Consider the following 19,909-nt stretch of genomic DNA (forward strand, 5'->3'; position numbering starts at 1 on the left):
AATTTTAGTGAGCAAATATCGAATATTTGCATGGATTAACTATACATTTTGATTATAATCACATTAAATTCTAGGTAAAACGATATTTCATCTATTTAGTTGTTTCTATTCCTTACTTTATTTGACAATATGAGTTGGTAGCCCAAATTTTGCAAACTGAGTATCAAAATAAATATAAAAATTCCCGAAAATACGATCAGCCACCATGCATTTAATTGGTCTTTTCCCTGATTGACCATAGAACCAATTGTGACAATATCAGGAGGGAGCCCCAATCCGAGAAATGAAAGAGTAGATTCAAGTAAAACAAACCTTCCAATGGTAAGTGGAATTATGGCTAATAATAATCCAGCAGAGTTTTTGAATAGATAATTTATCAACAATCTATAGTGGGGAATCCTATTTCTCACCCCCTGTATAAAATAAGGTTGCTGCATTATTTCAGATGCCTCCCTGCGAGCTAACAGTGCAAAATTTGGCCAGGAAACCAATGCTATAATCAGTGCTACCAAAAGTTGAGAATCTACTTTTACTACGGTACTCAATACTATTAAAATTAATAAGTCCGGCAATGCCTGATACCATTCAATTCCCCTGGAAATAAATCTACCCGGCCTCAACTTCACATTTTTCCTTATCAACCATTTCATCAGAAAAACTACGAGAAGAATAATAAAAAACCCGGTCCCAAAACTTGCTGATACCAATAGAAAAACCAGTAAAAACGCAGTAAAAATTCCCGAAACAACAATTCCTATTGGTAAGCCAATTTGAATCTTGGAATAAAAAGTAGAGAACATTCCAAAAAACCAACCAACAAAAATTGAGCAAAAAGCAGCTATGACAGCAATATTAATTGATTTTCTGCCGCCGTGAATAACACCGGAAAAAACATCCCTTCCCAACCCATCTGTACCCATTAAATGTATTCCAATGCCTGGCGTAAGGGACAATGGTGCCTGGTAAGAATCAACTTCATCCAGAATAGTTTCCGGTCCCATGCTCACCAGCGGCGAAATATATGCTTCGCATAATTGATCATTCGAAAAAAAAGACCATCCGGATGGACAATACCCCAATATCACCCGCTCCGATGCCAAAAAGTGGCTAAGTAAATAACAAATAATAATAAGTGTAAAAATCACTTTCTTCGAAGGGGAATTAAAAAGATGACCTTTCACAATCCAATTCTTCATATCAATAGGCTTTCTTTCTCACTTCCGACCATAAATCTGTCAACCATCCAATCAGAAAATATATGTCCCAATTGATGAAGAATTGTAAAAAACACAATCAATGTCACCGACAAGTTTATATCAAATCCTATCACCGAATGGTAAAAAAGTCTCCCCAATCCGGGGATATTAAACACGAGTTCAATTATAAGTGATCCGGCAATCATACCTACAAACAAATTTGACAAAGTACCCAATAACGTAACCACTAAATGTGAAGCTAAATATTTAAACCTAACTTTATTGTTGGAAATACCCAGGTGCAAAAAATATCTTCCATCTCCTCCATTTCTATTCAAGGAGCTGACTTTTTCGTCAAATATTCTAAATAAAGCAACACCTGGATTAAGAGCAAAGATCAGTGCAGGGAGGATCAGGCCAAATGCATGATATCTCAAAACTGAAAAAAACGAATTGGCTCCTGTTCGATAAAAATCAGGGAAGGGAAAAATTTCAGATATGGTACCGTATCTGCCTGAAGTTAAAAAAATCAAAGCCATTGTAGCTAATACAAAAGTGGGAAGAGAATAAAAGACCAAAACAAACTTTCTAAGAAAAGGCAAAATCTTTTTCTTCCCGGAAACCGGATAAAAAAATAGCACTAAAAAAAAAGGAACCGCTAAAGCCATAAGTAATCCCGGGAAGGAATAACATATTGTCCAGCTTAATGCAGACAAAATAATCCTATAAACTCCCGCACCACTATTTGTTGTATAATTTTCATCAGAAAATAAAAGTTTTAATTGCTGATGAAAAATATTCTTCATCCCATTCCACTCCAGATAGTAAGGAATCATAGGATCCCTTTTGCCTTCTCCAACTACAACGCTTTTTTTTATATTTACAGGAACTGGATTTTCCGATAAGAAATCGTAAAAATTACTTTTATTGTTGCAATTTAGGAGTTCCAATACATTCTGTGAACTAATTTGCTCCCTACCGGATAAGGATAAATTTTCTAATTGACGAATCAACCATTCGCCATAATTTTCCATTCCCTGTTTATTATTAATATCGAGGCACAAATCTTTAAAATTTTCTCTAAAGGGGATAGGAAAACGGTAATATACAGGAGGAACTGAAACAGGTAATATAGAGAGATAAAATAAAGGTTTTCTTTCATCCACTCTACCCACGGGTGTTTGAATAGTTGCAGACAATAAATTGATATAATCAGCTGAAGAACCTAATTGAATTTGATCCGTATCCAAAGTTCGTTTCGATGGAAGCTTGTAAAATAAAAAAAGAGAAAGCCAGATAATTGACAAGGTAATTGGAATAATATATAATATTCTCAATATAAGTCTCTTCATTCCTTTCTATTCAAATTCGAACCAGCACGTAACGCCCTATTTTTTCAACCTACTTCTAGCGATATCATACCCCGGCCGTTCTTTTATCCGAAATAATTCAATGTCATCTTTAATAGCCAAAACTTTTACCGGTGCAGCAAAGAAAAAAACAGGCTGTAACTCTGAAAATCGTTCTTGAAATTCAGCGTACATTTTGTTTTGTTCTCTGGTATCCAGACACTCCCGCAAGGCTAAAAGAAGTGAATCCAATTTCGCATCACTTAGTCCCTGATAATTTTTCCCAGTCACTTGTGCTTGCGAACTGTGCCACAAAGGGTAAGGATCATCTTTTATATTATTTTGACGTAAAGCTAATGTAGCTAAATCAAAAGTCTTATTTTGTAATTCAGGTAAAAAAGAACTAAAGTCTCCGGATTGAATAGTAAGTTCCACTCCAATACGTTTCCAATATGATTTTAAAAGGGTTGCCACGTTTCTGGAAATTTCTGAGCGTGTTGTCCAAATTTCAAACTTTAATGCCCGCATTCCCTCATTAGTAGCACATTCCAAAATACCATCTCCATCAATATCCTTACAACCTATTTCTTCCAAAATCCCGGAAGCCATCTTTGGATCATATTCAACTTGAAAACCTTTATAATAAGACTTGTCCGGGTGGATAGGACCAAAAGCTGGTTCTGTATCCTTATCAAATAATCTTCTAATCAAATCAGACCTGTTAATCCCCAGATTCAATGCATTCCTAATTGCTACCTGAGATAATAACTCATTCTGATTATTTGCCGCAATGTATAACAACTGCAAAGTAGGAAAGGATATTATTTCACCATCAGAATCAGCAATTATAGAAGAATCCTCACGACGTACAGACGTCAACAAATCAACCTGATCATTGACAAAGGAATTAATCGCATTTTGCAAATCTTCAATAAAAATGTATTGAATCGTATCCCACTGGGAATAATTAAAAGAAGAGTCACCGACCATTCTTTCACCCCACCAATCATTTACTTTTTCAAGAGTTAACCTTTGCCCCACGGTCCAATCCACCAAATTATATGGACCGGAAACCACACAGTTTTGTGTCTGGCTATTACCATACGCATTAAATTCTTCCGCCACTTCTCGCAGAAGAGTATCCTGAGCACCGGTATAATTACCACTTGTAAAAGTTTCAAGGGGAATGGAACGAATTATACCATCCGGGTCAAATATATGGTGGGGATAAAGCGTCATACTAGCGATAAACTCATCTGCAAGTATATACGGTTCATCTAGTGAAATAATCACCCGACCCGGACTCTCTTTTTCTATCTTATTAATTAATGACATATAGGGAACCCAGGATCTGTTACTAAGATAGGGATTCAATGCCATTTTAATAGTAAAAACCAAATCTTGCGGCCCGATAAGTTCTCCATCGCTCCAAAAAGCATTGTCTCTAAAATCAAGGATATATTGAAACGTCCCTTCATTCTTCCTGAATTGCCATTGTTTAAGCAAGACCGGGGACCAGTTTCCATCGGGACTTTGGGGCTCCATGAGGGGCAAATACATATGGGATTCAATTGCAGATGCAATACTTTTTCTCGAAATAGCCGGATTAATTATATCTGGTTCTGAGGAAGATTGGACCCTAATAATCTTTGATCTTTGATAATCATATGAATCAGTACATCCGCTAATAAGAACAAGTACAAACACTACAACACAAAACAATGAAAAACGATTTGGGACCATAATTCTTTGGATATGCTACGAAGTTATTATTTTTACATTACTATATCGAAAAACTAATGGGAAAGATTCTTATTGCCGGAGGCACTGGACTTATAGGTTCAATTTTGTCAAATTATTTGGCATCAAAAGGTAATGAAATATTCATTCTTTCCCGAGATAAATATGATTCTGAGAAATATTTGTCATGGGATCCTTCCCAAAAAGTCCTTTCACCGAGATGTAAAAATTATCAGTTTGACGCTCTAATCAATACTTGCGGAGCGGATCTGGCTGAAAAACGCTGGACAAAACAAAGAAGGAAATTATTATTGGAATCACGCATAATCCCTACCGATTTTCTGTGGGATTGCATCCACCAGGGTAAAATAAATACAGATTGTTTTATCAATTTTTCCGCCATAGGTATATACGGGAACAATCCTGACCCAGTTAATGAACTCGATCTTCCCGGTAAATCCTCTTTTCTGGTAGATCTTGTAAAAAAGTGGGAAAATGCTTTTTTTAAGAATTCCAAGAAATCAATTCGACATAGTGTTGTCAGATCAGGAGTGGTAATTAGTAAAAAAGGTGGTTTTCTTGATCGGTTCACCTCTATGGCAAACATGTATGTTGCTCCTTATTTTGGGAAAGGCAACGGGTATATAAGTTGGATTCACGAAGAAGATTTAGCTACAAGTGTTCACCATATAATGGAAACTGAGCAACTTCAACATGTTTATAATTTAACTTCACCACTTCCGGTAACCAGTAAAAACTTTGGCAAGGAATTAAAAAAGACTTTTAATAAAAATGCCTTACTTTTTCCTGTCCCTAAATTTGTAATCAAAATTCTTTACGGAAAAATGCACGAGGCTATCCTTACAAATTCGCAAGTCCTACCATTAAATTTGGAAGAAGAGGGTTTTAAGTTTAAATACGAAAACATCTCCGAAGCTCTTCAGAGAGTCAAAGAATCATAAAATTTTATTCGTGATTAAAGACCTCCACCTCTTTCTGACGAATTACCAGGTCGGTAAACTTGCCCTTAAATCGCGTGGCCCGTACAATATGGTTGTCTATCCAATGATAATTACCTCCCCTGGGCTTATTCATCAACAATCCATGGTATTTAAAATTGTGTTTTCGCAACCATTCTTCCGTAACTTCCCTGTGCTCTTCTGTCCGGCTCGTAAAGAATGTAATAATATGACCTTCTTCATACCATTTATTTATTATCTCCAGTGCATCTGGATATTTCCTGGCTGTCACCATCCTTTCAGGTTCTTCATTTGGAATATCATCACAAATAGTACCGTCAATATCAATTAAAAAATTCTTTACTTCTTCAGGTAAAACAGGACTTAAATGTTCACCCTTTTCGTTTACAACTTCATTGAATTTTAAATTATTACCTTTTTCCATAACCGCAAAAATATTACTTTATTTAAATATTTAACACGAAAACACATAAAATTTTACAGAGGACTATTCAAACTCATAAATAAATACCAAATGAATAGGTTTCCTAAGATATATTCTGTAAGAATTACTTTTCAAATTCCGTCTTAGTACTCATACTATATCGCTTTATTCTCAAAATGCAAAACATTTGACCGAATCAAAGCAGCCAGGATAGTATTCACTGCCTCATCAAAAATAGAAATGTAATACGGTGAGGAAGTTCCCAAACCATACCAAATGCGATGAAAAAAGGAAACATATTTCACCACTCAAATTAATCAAACCGGACACCGTCTGTCTCCCTAATGCAAGGACTTTCGCGACAAATATATCTGATTATCAAAAGTGGAAATTAATTAAGCTATGCCAAAAATAGATACTAAAAAATAAGTAATGATCAATTAAAGTTAATATACTCCTGGGGATCTTCCGGCATTCCATTGTTCCACAATTCAAAATGTAAATGCGGTCCAGAACTTAACGTTCCCGTGTTCCCAATAATGGCAATGGCCTCTCCGGCTTCTACCCGGGCATAATTTTTCTTCAACAGTGAAGAATTGTGTTTATAAACAGAAATCAAACCATTATCGTGAAGTATCATAATGGAATTACCTGTTTCCACACTCCAATCAGCCTGGACAACTACGCCTGAAGCGATTGCTTTTATAGCAGTGTTTTTTGAAGCAAGAATATCAATACCAAAATGATCATCCGTAGGGTCATACCCTTTACCAATAGGGCCCAGAACCGGGGCAATTAAATTCTTTTCATCTACGGTATTCAAGGCAGAAGGACGGTCCTGCGTTATATTTTCGCGCAAGGCACTCAAACGGTCCTTTCTTTCTACCTGATCACGCAATTGTTTATCCTCATCGATCCTGTTAACCACTGAAGCTACTTGTGGTTCTTCTGCAATTTCCCTTGAGAGATCTCTTTTCTGCAAACTGTCCAATGGTCTTCCGCTAATTAGCCCCCGTAGAGAGGTAATATATTGATCCTGTTCCACCAATTGCTCTTCCATTTCATTAATATGTTTTCGCAATTTTATAAGCTCAGGTGCATCCATCTGAGCATAGAACCCGGGAATAATTTTCTTTATGGGAGTAAGACTAACTATTAAATAAAAAAATAAAAAAGATACAATAATAGCAGCGATAGTCAGCAAAAACAGCTTTATTCTACTAAAACTATGAACCGATTCAGTTTTTAACGTATCCGTGTTGATCAATACCATTCTATATCCTTTCCTCCACCAGGATTCGTCCTTGTTTTTTATATCATCCATTTATTTTACTAAAAAGTCCATTTATTTATCTACAAAAATTAACGCCTAATTCTATAAATAGTATATTTCACCTGGCAAAGTACCTATCCAAAATATTACTATCAATTCAAAATTACAAAATGGTAACAGATCAAAACTTTTTTAAAGCTAATTTGAAATCTGTTTGATTCAAAATTTCACATTCAGTATTTCAAGCAGTTGAAGAATATCCACAAATAAAATCCGTTTAATCATTGGTTGAATTAATACGATAACGCAAGATATTATGTGAGTATTTCAATAATTTGTTTTATCGAACCAGATAGCGTGAATTTTAATGTTTTTGAAACATAATGGATCACATTAATACTTTATTTAATATATTTGTAGATTAAAACCATATAATGATTAGGCAAGGCTTTCTTTTATTATCTTTAGTATTTCTTTTAACTGCTTGTACAGTTCAAAAAGAGAAAGAAGACCTATCATTTCTTGGCAAATTATATCACAATACAACCTCTCGATACAATGGGTATTTTAACGCTGATATTTTATTACAAGAAAGTATTGCTGCTTTAAATCAGGATTATATAGAAGACTATGATACCCTTATTCCTGTATACCCATACATGGCTAATCGCAATGTCGAAAACCAATACGCAAATTTAGACCTCGTTGTTGAGAAAGTAACCACTGTATCTGCTCTTCACCCACAAAGTCATTGGTTGGATGACAATTATCTCATGATGGGAAAAGCTAATTTTGTCAAGAAAGATTACAAAGCTTCCGCAGCAGCATTCCAATACCTTACGAATAATTTTGACCCCATAGACCTCGAAGAAGAAACCATTGAAAGGTCAGGCCGTAATGAAAAAGAAAGAAGGGAAAAAATTTCAAGGGAGACGTATAAAAAGAGAGAAGATCTCCGAAAGGAAAGGGAAAAAGAAATAAAGGAGCGAAGAAAAAAACGAAAAAAGAAAAGCCGCAGAAATAATACCAGAAGAGGCAACAAAGAAAGACCTACAGAAGAGGAAAAACAAGAAGAAATACCTCAAATGGCACCCGAAGATGAGGAGGAAAAAAGCAATAATGAAGAACTATTAGCCTCGAACTCCAATACCCCTCCCTTCCCAACCGGAGAGTGGATATTACCTGCTGAACCGGATCCTGAAAGTTATGCATTTAAACACAAACCTGCCTATCAGGAAGGTCAGCTTTGGCAAGCAAGGACCTGGACGGCTCAAGAAAATTATTTTTCTGCCCAAGCACGCCTAACGGATTTAATTAAAAATCCAAAAACTTTCCCGACCATAAGAAATGAGGCTATTATTGCTCTTATTGATAACTATATCAAATCAAAACAATTCTCAGAAGCAGTAACAGCCATTGACCAGGCATTAAAACGTAATATTGATAAAAGTCAAAAAATTCGACTGGCCTTTTTAGCCGGTCAAATTAAATCCAGCCAAAATAACAATAGTGAAGCCATTGAATATTTTGAAATTGTAAGAGACCTTAAGCCCCGCTATGAAACTGACTTCTATGCACAACTAAGCATTTTGAAATTGGGAGGAGGTGATTTGGTAAAAGGCCTGGAAAAAATGCTAAAAAATGAAAATAATGCTGAATATGCAGGTGAGATTTACTATACCATGGGAACCCTCCAAATGGACAATGGACAGTTTAAGGAAGGAATCAATACACTAAAAAAAATATCATCTTTAGAAATAAAATCAAAACCAAAAACACAGGCAAACGCTTATTATACAATAGCTGATTATTACTATAAAAACGATCAGTATCTACCATCAAAAAATTATTTTGATTCAACATTGACCGTTTTAGCCGAAGGAGATTCTAGATTCAAAAGAGTAAAGGGTCTTGCCAGTAAATTAACTACTGTAGCTAAAGCACAACAAGCTATAGAATTACAAGATAGTTTATTGAGAATTTCGGCCTACTCGGATGCCGAAAAGAAAGCGTTAGCACTGAAAATTAAAAAAGAGTCTCTGAAAAATCAAAACGAACAAAACGCCTCGCAATCAAAATCTGCACCGCAACCTATTTCACAATCGCGATTTGGTAATTCTGGTCAAGCGACATCCACTTTCTTTGCGTACGACGAAAATAAAATTAAAAAAGGACAAAAATCGTTCGAAAAAACCTGGGGTAACCGCTCTCTTGAAGATAATTGGAGAACCAGTGGTCAAGGTTCTTTTTCCGTAGATATAGAAGGGGAAGCAGGAGAAGGAAGAACTATTTCCTTTGGGATTTCCGAAACAGAAATTGATGAAATACTAAAGGATGTCCCTGAGACAGAAGAAGAAAAATCAAAATCCAAAAATATTATAAATGGCTCTCTGCTTGAAATGGGATTTAGTTTTAGGTCTGATCTAGACAAACTGGATAAAAGTAACGAGACCCTACTAAAGTTAATTGAAAACCAACCTCCGAGAGAAATGGAGGCTGAAGCCTTGTACATTCTATATATGAATGAAAAAGAAATGGGCAACAGTGCGAAAGCTGAAATGTATAAGAAAAGGTTTGATAAGTCCTTTTCAGATACGGATATTGCCAAAAACATCTTAAATTCTTCAAGACCTGATCTCGGAAAAGAAACTGTAGCAGAAAGTGCGTATCAAAGGATGATGAGATCCTATAATAATGAGGATTATGAATCCGTAATTGAAATGACGGATCAGGCCATGAATATGTTCAAAGATGATAAACTCTACCTTCCCAAATTTTCAATGTTAGGAGCATTGGCTACTGGAAAAACTCAGGGGCGCGATTCTTATATAGAGAAGTTAAAATACGTGGTAGCAAATTACCCAAATTCAGAAGAAGGACAACAAGCAAGAAATTATCTCCAAATTCTGGATGCCGGCGTCAATACGAATATAACTTCAGCTCAAAATTCTACAGGAGAAGGAGTATTTAGTGAAAAAGTAAAAAACATTCCGCATTATCTCCTAGTCACAGTTCCATCTGCCAGCGTCATAAATGATGTCAAGAATAATATATCAAATTTCAATTCTACTTATTATAGCAACGAAGACCTGACCACGACCCGAGTCCAAATATCAAATAGCGGTAAGAAAGAAGCAGCTTTGTTGATCAGAAGGTTTAACAACCAGGATGAAGTCCTCAAATATTATGACGTCGTTCAAAAACAATCAGCAGACTTTAAAAAAGGATTGGAAATTTTTACCTACCCCTTATCTATTACCAACTACCGTCATATAATAACTGGTGATCGATTGGATGAATATAAGCGTTTTCTTGAAAAAAATTATAATATCAAATTCTAATTAATCGTAGTTAGGCTTATATTATTGGTCCTTTTAATCATTACCATTTAGGTCGCTTCCATTACGAAAAGAAGACTTCCTTTTTTTACATTTTCCCCTTTCTCTACACCAATTTCCCGGATTGTACCGTTTTCAGGGGCACTAATAACATTTTCCATCTTCATTGCTTCCAATAATAATACGGGTTTATCTTTCTCCAAATACTCACCTTCGCTTACAAAGACTTCCTTGATCAATCCCGGAATAGGGGCAGTAATTTCATTTCCCCCTGATTCCTTATTAGCGATCTGTCGGATCCGGGATACTATTTCATCCAATTGATCTTCTAATTTAACCGCAAAAGAATAACCGTTTACAAATACGTCAAAACTCTTTTCTCTTATATCGAATCCCGTCAATTCTATTCTATATTTTTCTCCTTTGTAATAACAGATAAATTCGTATTCGGAAACTTTTTCAAATGAGGCTTCCTCAAAATCAATCTGGTCAAATTTAAAATGCTGGTTGACATGGGCTTTCATTCACTCTCATTTTTAGTTTTCCTAAAACTAAGTAAAATAAAATCAAAGACACTCGCCAATATATAACTCAATACATATAGCAAGAGAATTAACTTCTGATCAGCTTCAAATAATTTCATTAGGACAAAAGCAAAACCAATTATCAAAGCCGCTTTTACAGCGAATGACAAAAACAAGTAGGACATGGGGTTTAATTTCGATTGGACAAGTAACGTCTTCCCCCAAAAACTAAGCATCAGATAAAAAAGAAAGAAGAGAAATAAAAAAATAAATAAAGGCCAGTGATAACAATTACAATAAAAGTAAGATACTCCAAATAATAAGGCAAATAACAATACCGTAAAACGCGCAATTACCTTTTGAAAGGTTCCAGCCATAAGATCATTTAAAAGCTCATATAAATCTGAACCTTAATATAGGGGAATTATTGAAATTATTTGCTTTTTTCAATAAAGGTCAGAAATTCCTTTATTCATTTTCTACAATCGACTCTTCTTCTATCTCAAACTCTGAGATCCCCTGAGATTCAGTCATTCGACAATTAACTTCAAAGATTGACCCGGATTGTACTACTAATTTACCGGTTACCACATCTCCCTTGATATTGGCAGATTCCCTAACATATAAAACTTCTTTCACGTTTAAATTCCCTTCAAAAGCCCCTTCTATCACAGCATTCTGACAGGTAATATCTCCTGCAAAGCTTCCTTCAGTACCAATTATTACTTTGGCATCACATTTTAAATCCCCTTTGAAAGTACCATCAATCCTAAAGTCACTTTCTGATATGACCTTCCCTTCCAGCTGGGTACTACCCACTATAATATTGTGTCCATCACCGCCGGTGTAGGATCTGCTATTACCCGAAAATTCTTTGTTATTCTGGTCATTTTTCTTCCCGAACATGTTTCTTAGAGTTATAGATTATTAGAAAGTGGGACAATACACCCCTCTATTTTCAGCACCACAAATTAAATAATTTAATGAAAATTCAAAAGCTCCATTTCCCCTTGATGCTTCCCTTAATTCAGAAATATTCCAATCATAGGAAAAACCAATTCCAAATTCATTGTAATTGAACCTGGCAGATAATATGACCGATTCAGGTCCTAATTTTGTATGTTCGTCACTTACATAATTCTTGACCATTCTCAACCATGCTCCAACCTCAAAAGACTGCGAGAAAAATTCAGTAGATCCCATGTCAAAACGGAAAGAGTTTCCAATATTCCCTTCAAAAGACGGACCCTGATCAAATACAACAAATCCAGGTACTAAACTCACCGTATTGCTTATTGGTACTTCACCCCCTCCGTGAAAAGTCCATCGTTGGTAAAGCCTGTATTCATCATTACCTAATAAAGAAATATTCGGTTTATTCATATGAGCCATTGATACACCTGCATAGAAATTTGTCCGCTCGTCAAAAACCGAAAACCATAACAGACCTCCGGAAACATCAAAAAACGTAACGGGAGAATAGAGGTCAATGCTTGGATCCGGAGGTGCTCCCGGATCAAAAACCCCAGTAATCGGATCATACTGACTACCAAATCGCAAAGCATTCACATCAATTCCCCTTTGATTAATGCCTACATCAGCACCTGCTACCAGGTAGTGTGAAGTGTTTCGGTCACCAAAAAGCTTTTTACTAAACGAACCCGTTAATCGCCCCATTACCTGCTTGTATTTAGCCTCACCGGCTACATCTCCCCAGGCAGAAGCACCCCATCCGAAGTAATCACTACGTCCCACAGGTATTTTTTGATCGTATGATGCTGAGAATGTATTAAAAGGATTCGTAAGTACTGTAGCCCATTGGTTCCGATAATTAGCTATGACGCGATAGTTACAATTCATAACACCTGCCATTGCAGGATTCAAATGCAGAGGGGCCATATAAAACTGCGAATAATGAATATCCTGAGAACGAATATTCCCTATTCCCAATAGAAATGTAAAAACAAATCCTAATACTATATATCTTAATTTCATATAAATCATCTAAAATCGATAAATAAAGATAATAAAAATTCAATACACGAATCCTATCTTGAAACGAAAGCTTGCTATTTAAATTTTGTTAATTTGGTGGAATTGATCAAAATTTTCACAATATCAGTCCAAGAACATCCCACTCCTGGCATATTATAAGATAAAATTCCTAGCTGCTCAACAATGATAATAATAACACTTTATAATACTAACGCCAAATATCCAAAAATTACGTTAAATGATTCAGATACACACCAAAACAATTATAAATGAAGACAGAAAATCATTCAGTGTAATTTGATTTTCAAAAATCATTGAATCAAATAATTTTAACAAGTGGAGAAGTGCAAAGTGCTTATTTCGGAAGGATTCTTTTCTTCAATTACAAAAAATGAATGTATACGAATCCCAGTATCGATGAATTTTAAGCCCAATTTAGACTATACTACATTAAAAAATCCGGATTATAGGATTGTTGTAAAAGTAGATTATATTATAATCATTTCTTAGAAAGAAGGTCTTTGATGCCTGAGGAGGCCAATCCTATATTGTATGAGAAGGAGTCTTTCAGGTAAATTTCTACCTACTTTTCCTTAAAGTATCATAGGAAATGGCCTTGCTCCCTAATCAATCGAAAACTGTAACTATTCGTTGAGTTTAGATGATATATATATTATTGATGTATTAATCATAGAATAGTCTAAACTTTTATTGATATTTGACGCAGGAAATTTAACTGGATAATGCTATTAAATTTACATATCAAAAACTTTGTTCTAATTGACGACATTAAAATTGATTTTTCTAATCAATTGACGATAATCACCGGAGAAACCGGAGCGGGTAAATCAATTCTACTGGGGGCCCTAAACCTCCTGCTAGGCCAGCGAGCTGATACTTCTGTCGTAAAAAATGAAGATAAAGCCTGTGTTATTGAAGGTAGTTTTGATATTTCATCCTATCAACTTACCAACTTATTTGGAGAAGAAGGCATTGATTATGAAGCCAAAAGTTTAATTCGTAGAGAAATACGAGCAAATGGAAAATCAAGAGCCTTTATTAATGATAATCTTGTCACCCTTTCAACTCTTCGCAATATTGCAGATAAAATAATAGACATTCACGAACAATTCGATAATCGATTTTTGTCGCAAAAAGACTTTAAATTTCAAATCATAGATAGCTTATCCGGGCAACAAGCAATAGTAAAAGATTATCAAACAAAATACCGGGAACTTAAAGAAAAAGAACGCGAACTAAAGACACTAAAGGAAGAATCCTCAAAGCTTAGACAAAAGCAAGATTTTCTGGAATTCCAACTAAATGAAATTATCAATTTACAATATCGCATAGAGGAATTTCAAGAGCTGGAACAAGAGTTAGCTTTGGTCAAAAATGCTGAATTTTTAGAAGAAATAGTATCAAACGCTCGATTTATTTTCGAAGATTCAGAAACCAATATCCTGGATCAAATGCGCAGTTTATCCCAAAGCATTAATAGCTTAAAAATTGATTTCGCCCCTCTTCAGGCTTTGTCCGAAAGATTGGAAAGTTCATGGATTGAATTAGAGGATATTAAAAATGAATTCTCATTAATTTCAGAGGACATTGAGGTTGAGCCCGGAAGGTCAGAACAAATTGAGTCCCGGATGTCTGATATTTTCAGGATAATGAAAAAGCATCAGTTGGAGGATGCGGATGAAATTCCAGTTTTACAAGAAAAATTTGAAGTAGAATTATCTAACATAAATGATGCAGATAACCTAACAGAAGAGCTGTCCAGGGAAATTACGAGAGAAGAAAAACAATTACGGGAATTGGCTAAAGGGATATCCGCTACCCGAAATAAAGTAAAGGCCAAAATCGAAAAGGAAGTTCTGAAAAGATTGGCCATGTTGCAATTGGACAAATCCCAATTCACGATAGAATTGTTACAAAATGAAGAGCTTGACGAATATGGTCAAAACAAGATAAATTACTTATTTTCTGCTAATCCCGGGATCCCTATGGAGTCTATTGAAAAGGTTGCATCGGGCGGGGAAATCTCTCGATTGGCACTCTCTATAAAAGCGTTAGTAGCCCAATCTATACCACTTCCTACCATTGTCTTTGATGAAATTGATTCGGGTGTATCGGGAGCAGCAGCCAATAAAATGGGGCAATTATTACACAACTTATCCCGTAGTCATCAGGTTATTTGTATTACACATTCTCCACAAGTTGCTTCCAAAGCCGACGAACACCTTTTTGTTTACAAGGAAGTAAGTAAAAAACAAACCAGGACTTTCATAAAAAATCTAACATTAGATGAAAGGATTAACGAACTTGCCATAATGATGAGCAGCAATCCCCCCGGAGCCTCAGCCATTGAAAATGCAAAGTATCTTTTGGAACAAGCGCAAAGTAATTAATTATTTTATAAATTCGTTTTTGGAATTGTCATACAATGCCAAACTTTAATTATTAACATTCATCTTTAATCGGTAATCAGTTCAGAGGAAATGAAGATCTGGCAATTACCACAATGATAAGCTGATTAAAAAAAATTGAATTCTATGTCTAATAACTTATTGTCCGGGAAAAAAGGAATAATTTTTGGAGCATTAGATGAACAATCCATAGCTTGGAAAATTGCTGAAAAAGCCGTGGCTGAAGGTGCCAAGATCACATTAACAAATGCACCTGTAGCTATGAGATTTGGAAAATTACAGGAATTGGGAGAGAAGTTAGATGCCAAAATCATTCCTGCAGACGCAACAAAAATTGAAGACATAGAATCTTTAATCGATGATTCAATGAAAGCCTTGGGGGGGAAAATTGACTTTATCCTTCATGCAATTGGGATGTCCGTCAATGTCAGAAAAAAAAGAGAGTACACAAACCTCAATTATGACTGGATGCAAAAGACCTTTGATGTATCTGCAATTTCTTTTCACAAAGTAATGCAAGTAGCTATGGAAAAAGATGCCGTAAACGAATGGGGATCTATTCTAGCTTTGACCTATATAGCTGCGCAAAGAACATTCCCTGACTATAGCGAGATGGCTGAATCCAAAGCTCTTTTGGAATCTTTTGCCAGAAGTTTTGGCTACCACTGGGCCCAAAAGAACAACGTCCGTGTAAATACTATTTCCCAATCTCCCACTATGACCACTGCTGGCCAGGGAATTAAAGGATTTAATGATTTCTTTGAATACGCAGATAAAATGTCGCCATTGGGAAATGCTTCTGCAGATGCATGCGCTGAGTATTGTATAACTTTATTTTCGGATTATACCCGGTTGGTTACTATGCAAAACCTATTTCACGATGGAGGATTTTCCTCAATGGGAATGAACCCAGCGATATTAGATTTATAAAACCAAGGAATTATATCATTTGGTAATTCGTCCCGAAAATATCAGAATTCTTTTTTTACTTTGCATCGGGAACATCCTGACTTTTAAAGGTATTTCGCAAGGCAATATATCAGCACAATCGGGTCACCAACATCAGGAAATTCACGATACCATTACATATATCAATTACCTCAATCAAGAATTAGAGGATCAAATTACTGATACTCTTTTGAATGGCAACTTTTATCAAATTGACCCTAAGGAATATTCCTGGCCGTATATCTCCCAACTAGGTTATAGTGGCTCTCCAGGCGCTGAGGCACATTTCTTCCTCCCCCAAAATGCAGGATGGAATCTGGGATTCAGGGCATTTGACTTTTACAGAAAGAATTTCGATAATCTGCTTTTTATTAAGAATGGACTTCCAATCACCAAAGTGACCTACCGGCAGACCCCGCAAGTAAATCAAAGTATGTTTGACGGATACTTTGCCCGGAAGTTTCAGGATTTGAGCTTTACTATCGACCACAGTCGGCATAATTTCACTAGCAATTATGTAAATCAGCAAAGTTATAATACCATTTTCCATACGGGTTTAATCTATGACCACAAAAATTGGAATGGCTATATATTATTCGCCTCTGAGGTTTTTCAACAGTCTATAAATGGAGGCATTACAACAGATAGCCTTTTTGGTGAACCCAGGTACAACAATCGCATATCAATTCCAACACAGTTTTCAACTGGACAAACCCGGGATGATATCAAAAAAGGAAGGGCCGGACTGAAGCTCAAAGCCATTTCTTTTGATAAATACAGAATATCACTCGGAGGAGGATTTGATCTTGAACAACGGAAGATAACTATGAATGCCCCATCTCCTATAGACTCCAACTATTACCAGGCTTATCAGGTGGCAGAATCAGGAATCAATTCCTTTATCAATAAAAACTCAACATTCCCGCATGCCATAATTGAAATAGCTGATTCAACAAAATCTATCTTTTCACTTGAATCAAAAACAGGGATAAATTTTAATAAAATTGAATATAACCTATTTGATAGGAAATGGCAAGAGATTGTACAGCAAGCGTCTTTAGCATTTAATACGGCGTTTTTTTCGCTAGGCTCCCATTTAGACTTACGGGTTTTCGACGATAATATCTATTTTACTCTTGACGGTGAAATTTCGGGAAGATGGAAGGGACTGGAAGTTAAAGGATTTGCTAATTTTAGTCGAACCGCCGCTCCATGGGTTTATAGAAGATTGAACATATCCGGGGAAACACTATGGAATAATAACCCACAATCAACATTTTCACAAGTGTTAGGCGGGGAAATAAATTATTCTACACAATCAATAAAAACATCCGTCAAAGTCGAACAAATTTTCCAAACCAATTTACATTATTTCGATTCAGAAGGGCTTCCTAACAGGTTGGATCAATTGGCGATTCTGATAGAACCCTGTATCGATCTAAAATTAAGTGTTTTGCATATACAAAACAGGTTGTCATTACAATATATAAATGAAGAAAAAAATATTCTGGGACTCCCTAACTTAATGGGAGATCATGCGATTTTCATTGAAGATAAATGGTTCAAAAACCGGATGCATTTGAATTTGGGCGTAAAAGTTCTTTGGAAAACCAGCCATAGAGCATCATATTACCTTCCGTACACTCAAGCATTTATACCTGCTGGTTCGAATATTGAACTGGGAAAAGAATACAGGATTGATCCATTTTTTGTCTTCCGGGTTAAATCTTTTAAATTTTATGTACGGGGGGAAAACATGAATCTAATTTGGAATGACGGTCCCCTTTACGATGTCCATAATTATCCCTTAATGGACCCTACTGTAAGACTGGGTATTGAATGGGTATTTAGGGATTAATTATATTTTAAAAGTATTATCAACTAATCTTAACATATTTTCCCTTTATAATTATCCAACGACTGCAAAGGACTCTTACAGAACAATGTTAACCAGAGAATATCCCTAATCATCTATACGAAAAACCTGTCCTCTTTTAGTCTTATCTATTCGATTTTGATCGATATTCAGATTATTGCATAATCCTCTTACTAATATTCCATCGATCATTACTTCATCCGAATCATTTGATAACAGGCAATGAGTAATAGAAACTTTTTCGGATCGAACTACTTCTATCCCACGAAAATTGGAGTTAAGAATATGAGATGTATTGATAGAGACCCTATTGCTTTGCTCAATTTCCAAAGCCCCTCCCCTATCAAGCCCCCCTCTGTTAACCCCTTCTAATATATTGTCACTAAATATGATGTCCCGGCACAACAGCAAACGGATTCCTCCTTTACATGTAATATTGTTCTTAAAATAGTCAGTGTTGTGGTCAAACACATTGCCCTGAATGACTATATTTTTCGAAGACTCAATTGACATATGTCGATTATACCCACGTATAAAGGTATTACCAGTAATGCTGACCCCCTTCACGTTTTTTAGTTTAACCAGTGTCTCTTGATTACTAATATGGTTCCCTGTAATGCTCAATAAACCGATCTTGACGCTGTTATCCGGATTTCCCTTAAAATTGATATTGGACCCTCCTGGGCTTTCCATAGCCTGAATATTATTCCCCGATATAGTGCCTTCCCGAATACTTCCTTTCTCTGATATATCAAAATATAGATCAGCTGAAGGAGTTTCGGAATCTGCGTCAAAATTGTACTCGATATCATTCCCTACGATCTGAATGTTTCGTATTTCTGAATTACGTATTACAATTCCACCGAATTTACAGTAACTAATATGATTGTCATTAATATTAATTTGATGGATATTAACTTCATCCAGAAACACTCCGATTTTCCGACAGTTATATATATGATTACCTAATAATAAAACATTTCGGTTTCGATTTGATAAATGAATTCCATAACGAACATTCCGCAAAAGACAATTTCTAACAACAGGTTGCATAAGGCCAATTAATTGAATTCCGTCCGATTCTTCGTGTTTACCGACAATCTCGAGTGATTCAATAGTGCAAAACTTTTCCATTGCCCACACCCGGTCTCCTACGGAAGCAGGCAATGCCGAACCTTCGTGTGTACCACGGATGATAAAGGCAGCCCCTGAACCTTCCATTGCAATGGTTGAAGCACCCGCAGCTCCCTTAATCACTAATGGACCATACTTTTCCAATTCAATTTCGATGCTTTTAGAAATCCTATATGTTCCTTTACTAAAGAATAATTCTCCATCTTCTGCTGCATGAATCGCAGTAACAATCGCTTCGGTATCATCGGTCACACCATCGCCTACCGCACCAAAATCTTTAACGCTAGTAGCTTCAATGCGTCCATAAATTATACATATAGCTATGACAACTATTCCTCTAATATGTAACAAATTTGATATTCTGAACATAGTACGTAAAAATTTATCAAACAATAATACCGTTTCCCACTGTGAGGATCCAGAAAAAATTTTAAAATCCATCAACATTCCTTAGATAGGGAATCCTGCATTTATCCTAGTTATCCATATTACTCAGGAAAGGGATATTATATCAACCTTGTTCTTCCGTGACACATTACCCTTATTCATTACCACTAAAACACTGATGTCACATTTTGACGACCACGGAATTTCCTATTCCATTTGATTTTCTAATATTTCATTACTCTGCAAAATAATGACTAGTTTATTATTGATTTGATTTCTTAATTTTTATCAGTACATAAAAATGAAAAATATAATT

Annotated in this window: 14 protein-coding genes; 5 read left to right on the forward strand and 9 right to left on the reverse strand. The window is 35.7% G+C overall.

The features are described from left to right. Window positions 1–95: 95 nt before the first annotated feature. From LVD47_RS04720 to LVD47_RS04730, 3 genes are read right to left on the reverse strand one after another with little or no spacing between them, the layout of a single operon-like run. A complete protein-coding gene (locus tag LVD47_RS04720; protein WP_236974396.1) occupies window positions 96–1,196 on the reverse strand; it encodes an ABC transporter permease in 1,101 nt (366 codons plus the stop codon). Next, complete coding sequence (locus tag LVD47_RS04725) at window positions 1,193–2,548, reverse strand: ABC transporter permease family protein (protein ID WP_236974397.1); 1,356 nt, start codon at window positions 2,546–2,548, stop codon at window positions 1,193–1,195. Before LVD47_RS04725 ends, LVD47_RS04720 begins: the two co-directional genes overlap by 4 nt. A gap of 36 nt (window positions 2,549–2,584) precedes the next feature. Further along, on the reverse strand, window positions 2,585–4,288 hold the full coding sequence (locus LVD47_RS04730; RefSeq protein ID WP_236974398.1) for an ABC transporter substrate-binding protein: 1,704 nt from the start codon (window positions 4,286–4,288) through the stop codon (window positions 2,585–2,587). 56 nt (window positions 4,289–4,344) lie between these two features. Between LVD47_RS04730 and LVD47_RS04735 the strand changes: the two genes are divergently transcribed. Beyond that, window positions 4,345–5,247, forward strand: a complete 903-nt coding sequence (locus LVD47_RS04735; protein WP_236974399.1) for a TIGR01777 family oxidoreductase — start codon at window positions 4,345–4,347, stop codon at window positions 5,245–5,247. Window positions 5,248–5,251: 4 nt separating this feature from the next. On the opposite strand, the gene LVD47_RS04740 is transcribed toward LVD47_RS04735, so the two are convergent. Both LVD47_RS04740 and LVD47_RS04745 read right to left on the reverse strand, forming a co-directional pair. Further along, window positions 5,252–5,689, reverse strand: coding sequence for an LNS2 domain-containing protein (locus LVD47_RS04740; RefSeq protein ID WP_236974400.1), 438 nt, complete (start codon window positions 5,687–5,689; stop codon window positions 5,252–5,254). A 436-nt stretch (window positions 5,690–6,125) separates the two neighbouring features. Next, on the reverse strand, window positions 6,126–7,013 hold the full coding sequence (locus LVD47_RS04745) for a M23 family metallopeptidase (RefSeq protein WP_236974401.1): 888 nt from the start codon (window positions 7,011–7,013) through the stop codon (window positions 6,126–6,128). A 383-nt stretch (window positions 7,014–7,396) separates the two neighbouring features. Here LVD47_RS04745 and porW point away from each other — a divergent pair, with 383 nt between their 5' ends. Then, entirely contained in the window at window positions 7,397–10,303 is a 2,907-nt protein-coding gene (gene porW / locus LVD47_RS04750; protein ID WP_236974402.1) for a type IX secretion system periplasmic lipoprotein PorW/SprE, read from the forward strand. Between the two features lie 47 nt (window positions 10,304–10,350). Here the strand turns inward: porW and LVD47_RS04755 are convergent, their stop codons facing one another. The 3 genes from LVD47_RS04755 to LVD47_RS04765 all read right to left on the reverse strand — a co-directional run bounded on the left by LVD47_RS04755 (window position 10,351) and on the right by LVD47_RS04765 (window position 12,819). After that, complete coding sequence (locus tag LVD47_RS04755; RefSeq protein WP_236974403.1) at window positions 10,351–10,824, reverse strand: acyl-CoA carboxylase biotin carboxyl carrier protein subunit; 474 nt, start codon at window positions 10,822–10,824, stop codon at window positions 10,351–10,353. A gap of 468 nt (window positions 10,825–11,292) precedes the next feature. Beyond that, on the reverse strand, window positions 11,293–11,730 hold the full coding sequence (locus LVD47_RS04760) for a bactofilin family protein (RefSeq protein ID WP_236974404.1): 438 nt from the start codon (window positions 11,728–11,730) through the stop codon (window positions 11,293–11,295). 21 nt (window positions 11,731–11,751) lie between these two features. Further along, on the reverse strand, window positions 11,752–12,819 hold the full coding sequence (locus LVD47_RS04765) for a PorP/SprF family type IX secretion system membrane protein (protein ID WP_236974405.1): 1,068 nt from the start codon (window positions 12,817–12,819) through the stop codon (window positions 11,752–11,754). A 743-nt stretch (window positions 12,820–13,562) separates the two neighbouring features. Between LVD47_RS04765 and recN the strand changes: the two genes are divergently transcribed. The 3 genes from recN to LVD47_RS04780 all read left to right on the forward strand — a co-directional run bounded on the left by recN (window position 13,563) and on the right by LVD47_RS04780 (window position 18,054). Next, entirely contained in the window at window positions 13,563–15,230 is a 1,668-nt protein-coding gene (gene recN, locus LVD47_RS04770) for a DNA repair protein RecN (RefSeq protein WP_236974406.1), read from the forward strand. A gap of 144 nt (window positions 15,231–15,374) precedes the next feature. Beyond that, the gene (locus tag LVD47_RS04775) at window positions 15,375–16,178 is read left to right on the forward strand and encodes an enoyl-ACP reductase FabI (protein ID WP_236974407.1); all 804 of its coding nucleotides are present in this window, start codon (window positions 15,375–15,377) and stop codon (window positions 16,176–16,178) included. Between the two features lie 19 nt (window positions 16,179–16,197). Then, complete coding sequence (locus LVD47_RS04780; protein WP_236974408.1) at window positions 16,198–18,054, forward strand: putative porin; 1,857 nt, start codon at window positions 16,198–16,200, stop codon at window positions 18,052–18,054. Window positions 18,055–18,159: 105 nt separating this feature from the next. Here the strand turns inward: LVD47_RS04780 and LVD47_RS04785 are convergent, their stop codons facing one another. After that, entirely contained in the window at window positions 18,160–19,575 is a 1,416-nt protein-coding gene (locus LVD47_RS04785) for a right-handed parallel beta-helix repeat-containing protein (protein ID WP_236974409.1), read from the reverse strand. Window positions 19,576–19,909: the final 334 nt, after the last annotated feature.

The organism is Membranihabitans maritimus (assembly GCF_021729145.1).
GTDB lineage: Bacteria > Bacteroidota > Bacteroidia > Chitinophagales > Saprospiraceae > Membranihabitans > Membranihabitans maritimus.

Coding starts and splice junctions, on each gene's coding strand:
- LVD47_RS04720 (WP_236974396.1), bottom strand. CDS start 1,196: ATGAAGAATTGGATTGTGAAAGGTCATCTTTTTAATTCCCCTTCGAAG.
- LVD47_RS04725 (WP_236974397.1), bottom strand. CDS start 2,548: ATGAAGAGACTTATATTGAGAATATTATATATTATTCCAATTACCTTG.
- LVD47_RS04730 (WP_236974398.1), bottom strand. CDS start 4,288: ATGGTCCCAAATCGTTTTTCATTGTTTTGTGTTGTAGTGTTTGTACTT.
- LVD47_RS04735 (WP_236974399.1), top strand. CDS start 4,345: ATGGGAAAGATTCTTATTGCCGGAGGCACTGGACTTATAGGTTCAATT.
- LVD47_RS04740 (WP_236974400.1), bottom strand. CDS start 5,689: ATGGAAAAAGGTAATAATTTAAAATTCAATGAAGTTGTAAACGAAAAG.
- LVD47_RS04745 (WP_236974401.1), bottom strand. CDS start 7,013: ATGGATGATATAAAAAACAAGGACGAATCCTGGTGGAGGAAAGGATAT.
- porW (WP_236974402.1), top strand. CDS start 7,397: ATGATTAGGCAAGGCTTTCTTTTATTATCTTTAGTATTTCTTTTAACT.
- LVD47_RS04755 (WP_236974403.1), bottom strand. CDS start 10,824: ATGAAAGCCCATGTCAACCAGCATTTTAAATTTGACCAGATTGATTTT.
- LVD47_RS04760 (WP_236974404.1), bottom strand. CDS start 11,730: ATGTTCGGGAAGAAAAATGACCAGAATAACAAAGAATTTTCGGGTAAT.
- LVD47_RS04765 (WP_236974405.1), bottom strand. CDS start 12,819: ATGAAATTAAGATATATAGTATTAGGATTTGTTTTTACATTTCTATTG.
- recN (WP_236974406.1), top strand. CDS start 13,563: ATGCTATTAAATTTACATATCAAAAACTTTGTTCTAATTGACGACATT.
- LVD47_RS04775 (WP_236974407.1), top strand. CDS start 15,375: ATGTCTAATAACTTATTGTCCGGGAAAAAAGGAATAATTTTTGGAGCA.
- LVD47_RS04785 (WP_236974409.1), bottom strand. CDS start 19,575: ATGTTCAGAATATCAAATTTGTTACATATTAGAGGAATAGTTGTCATA.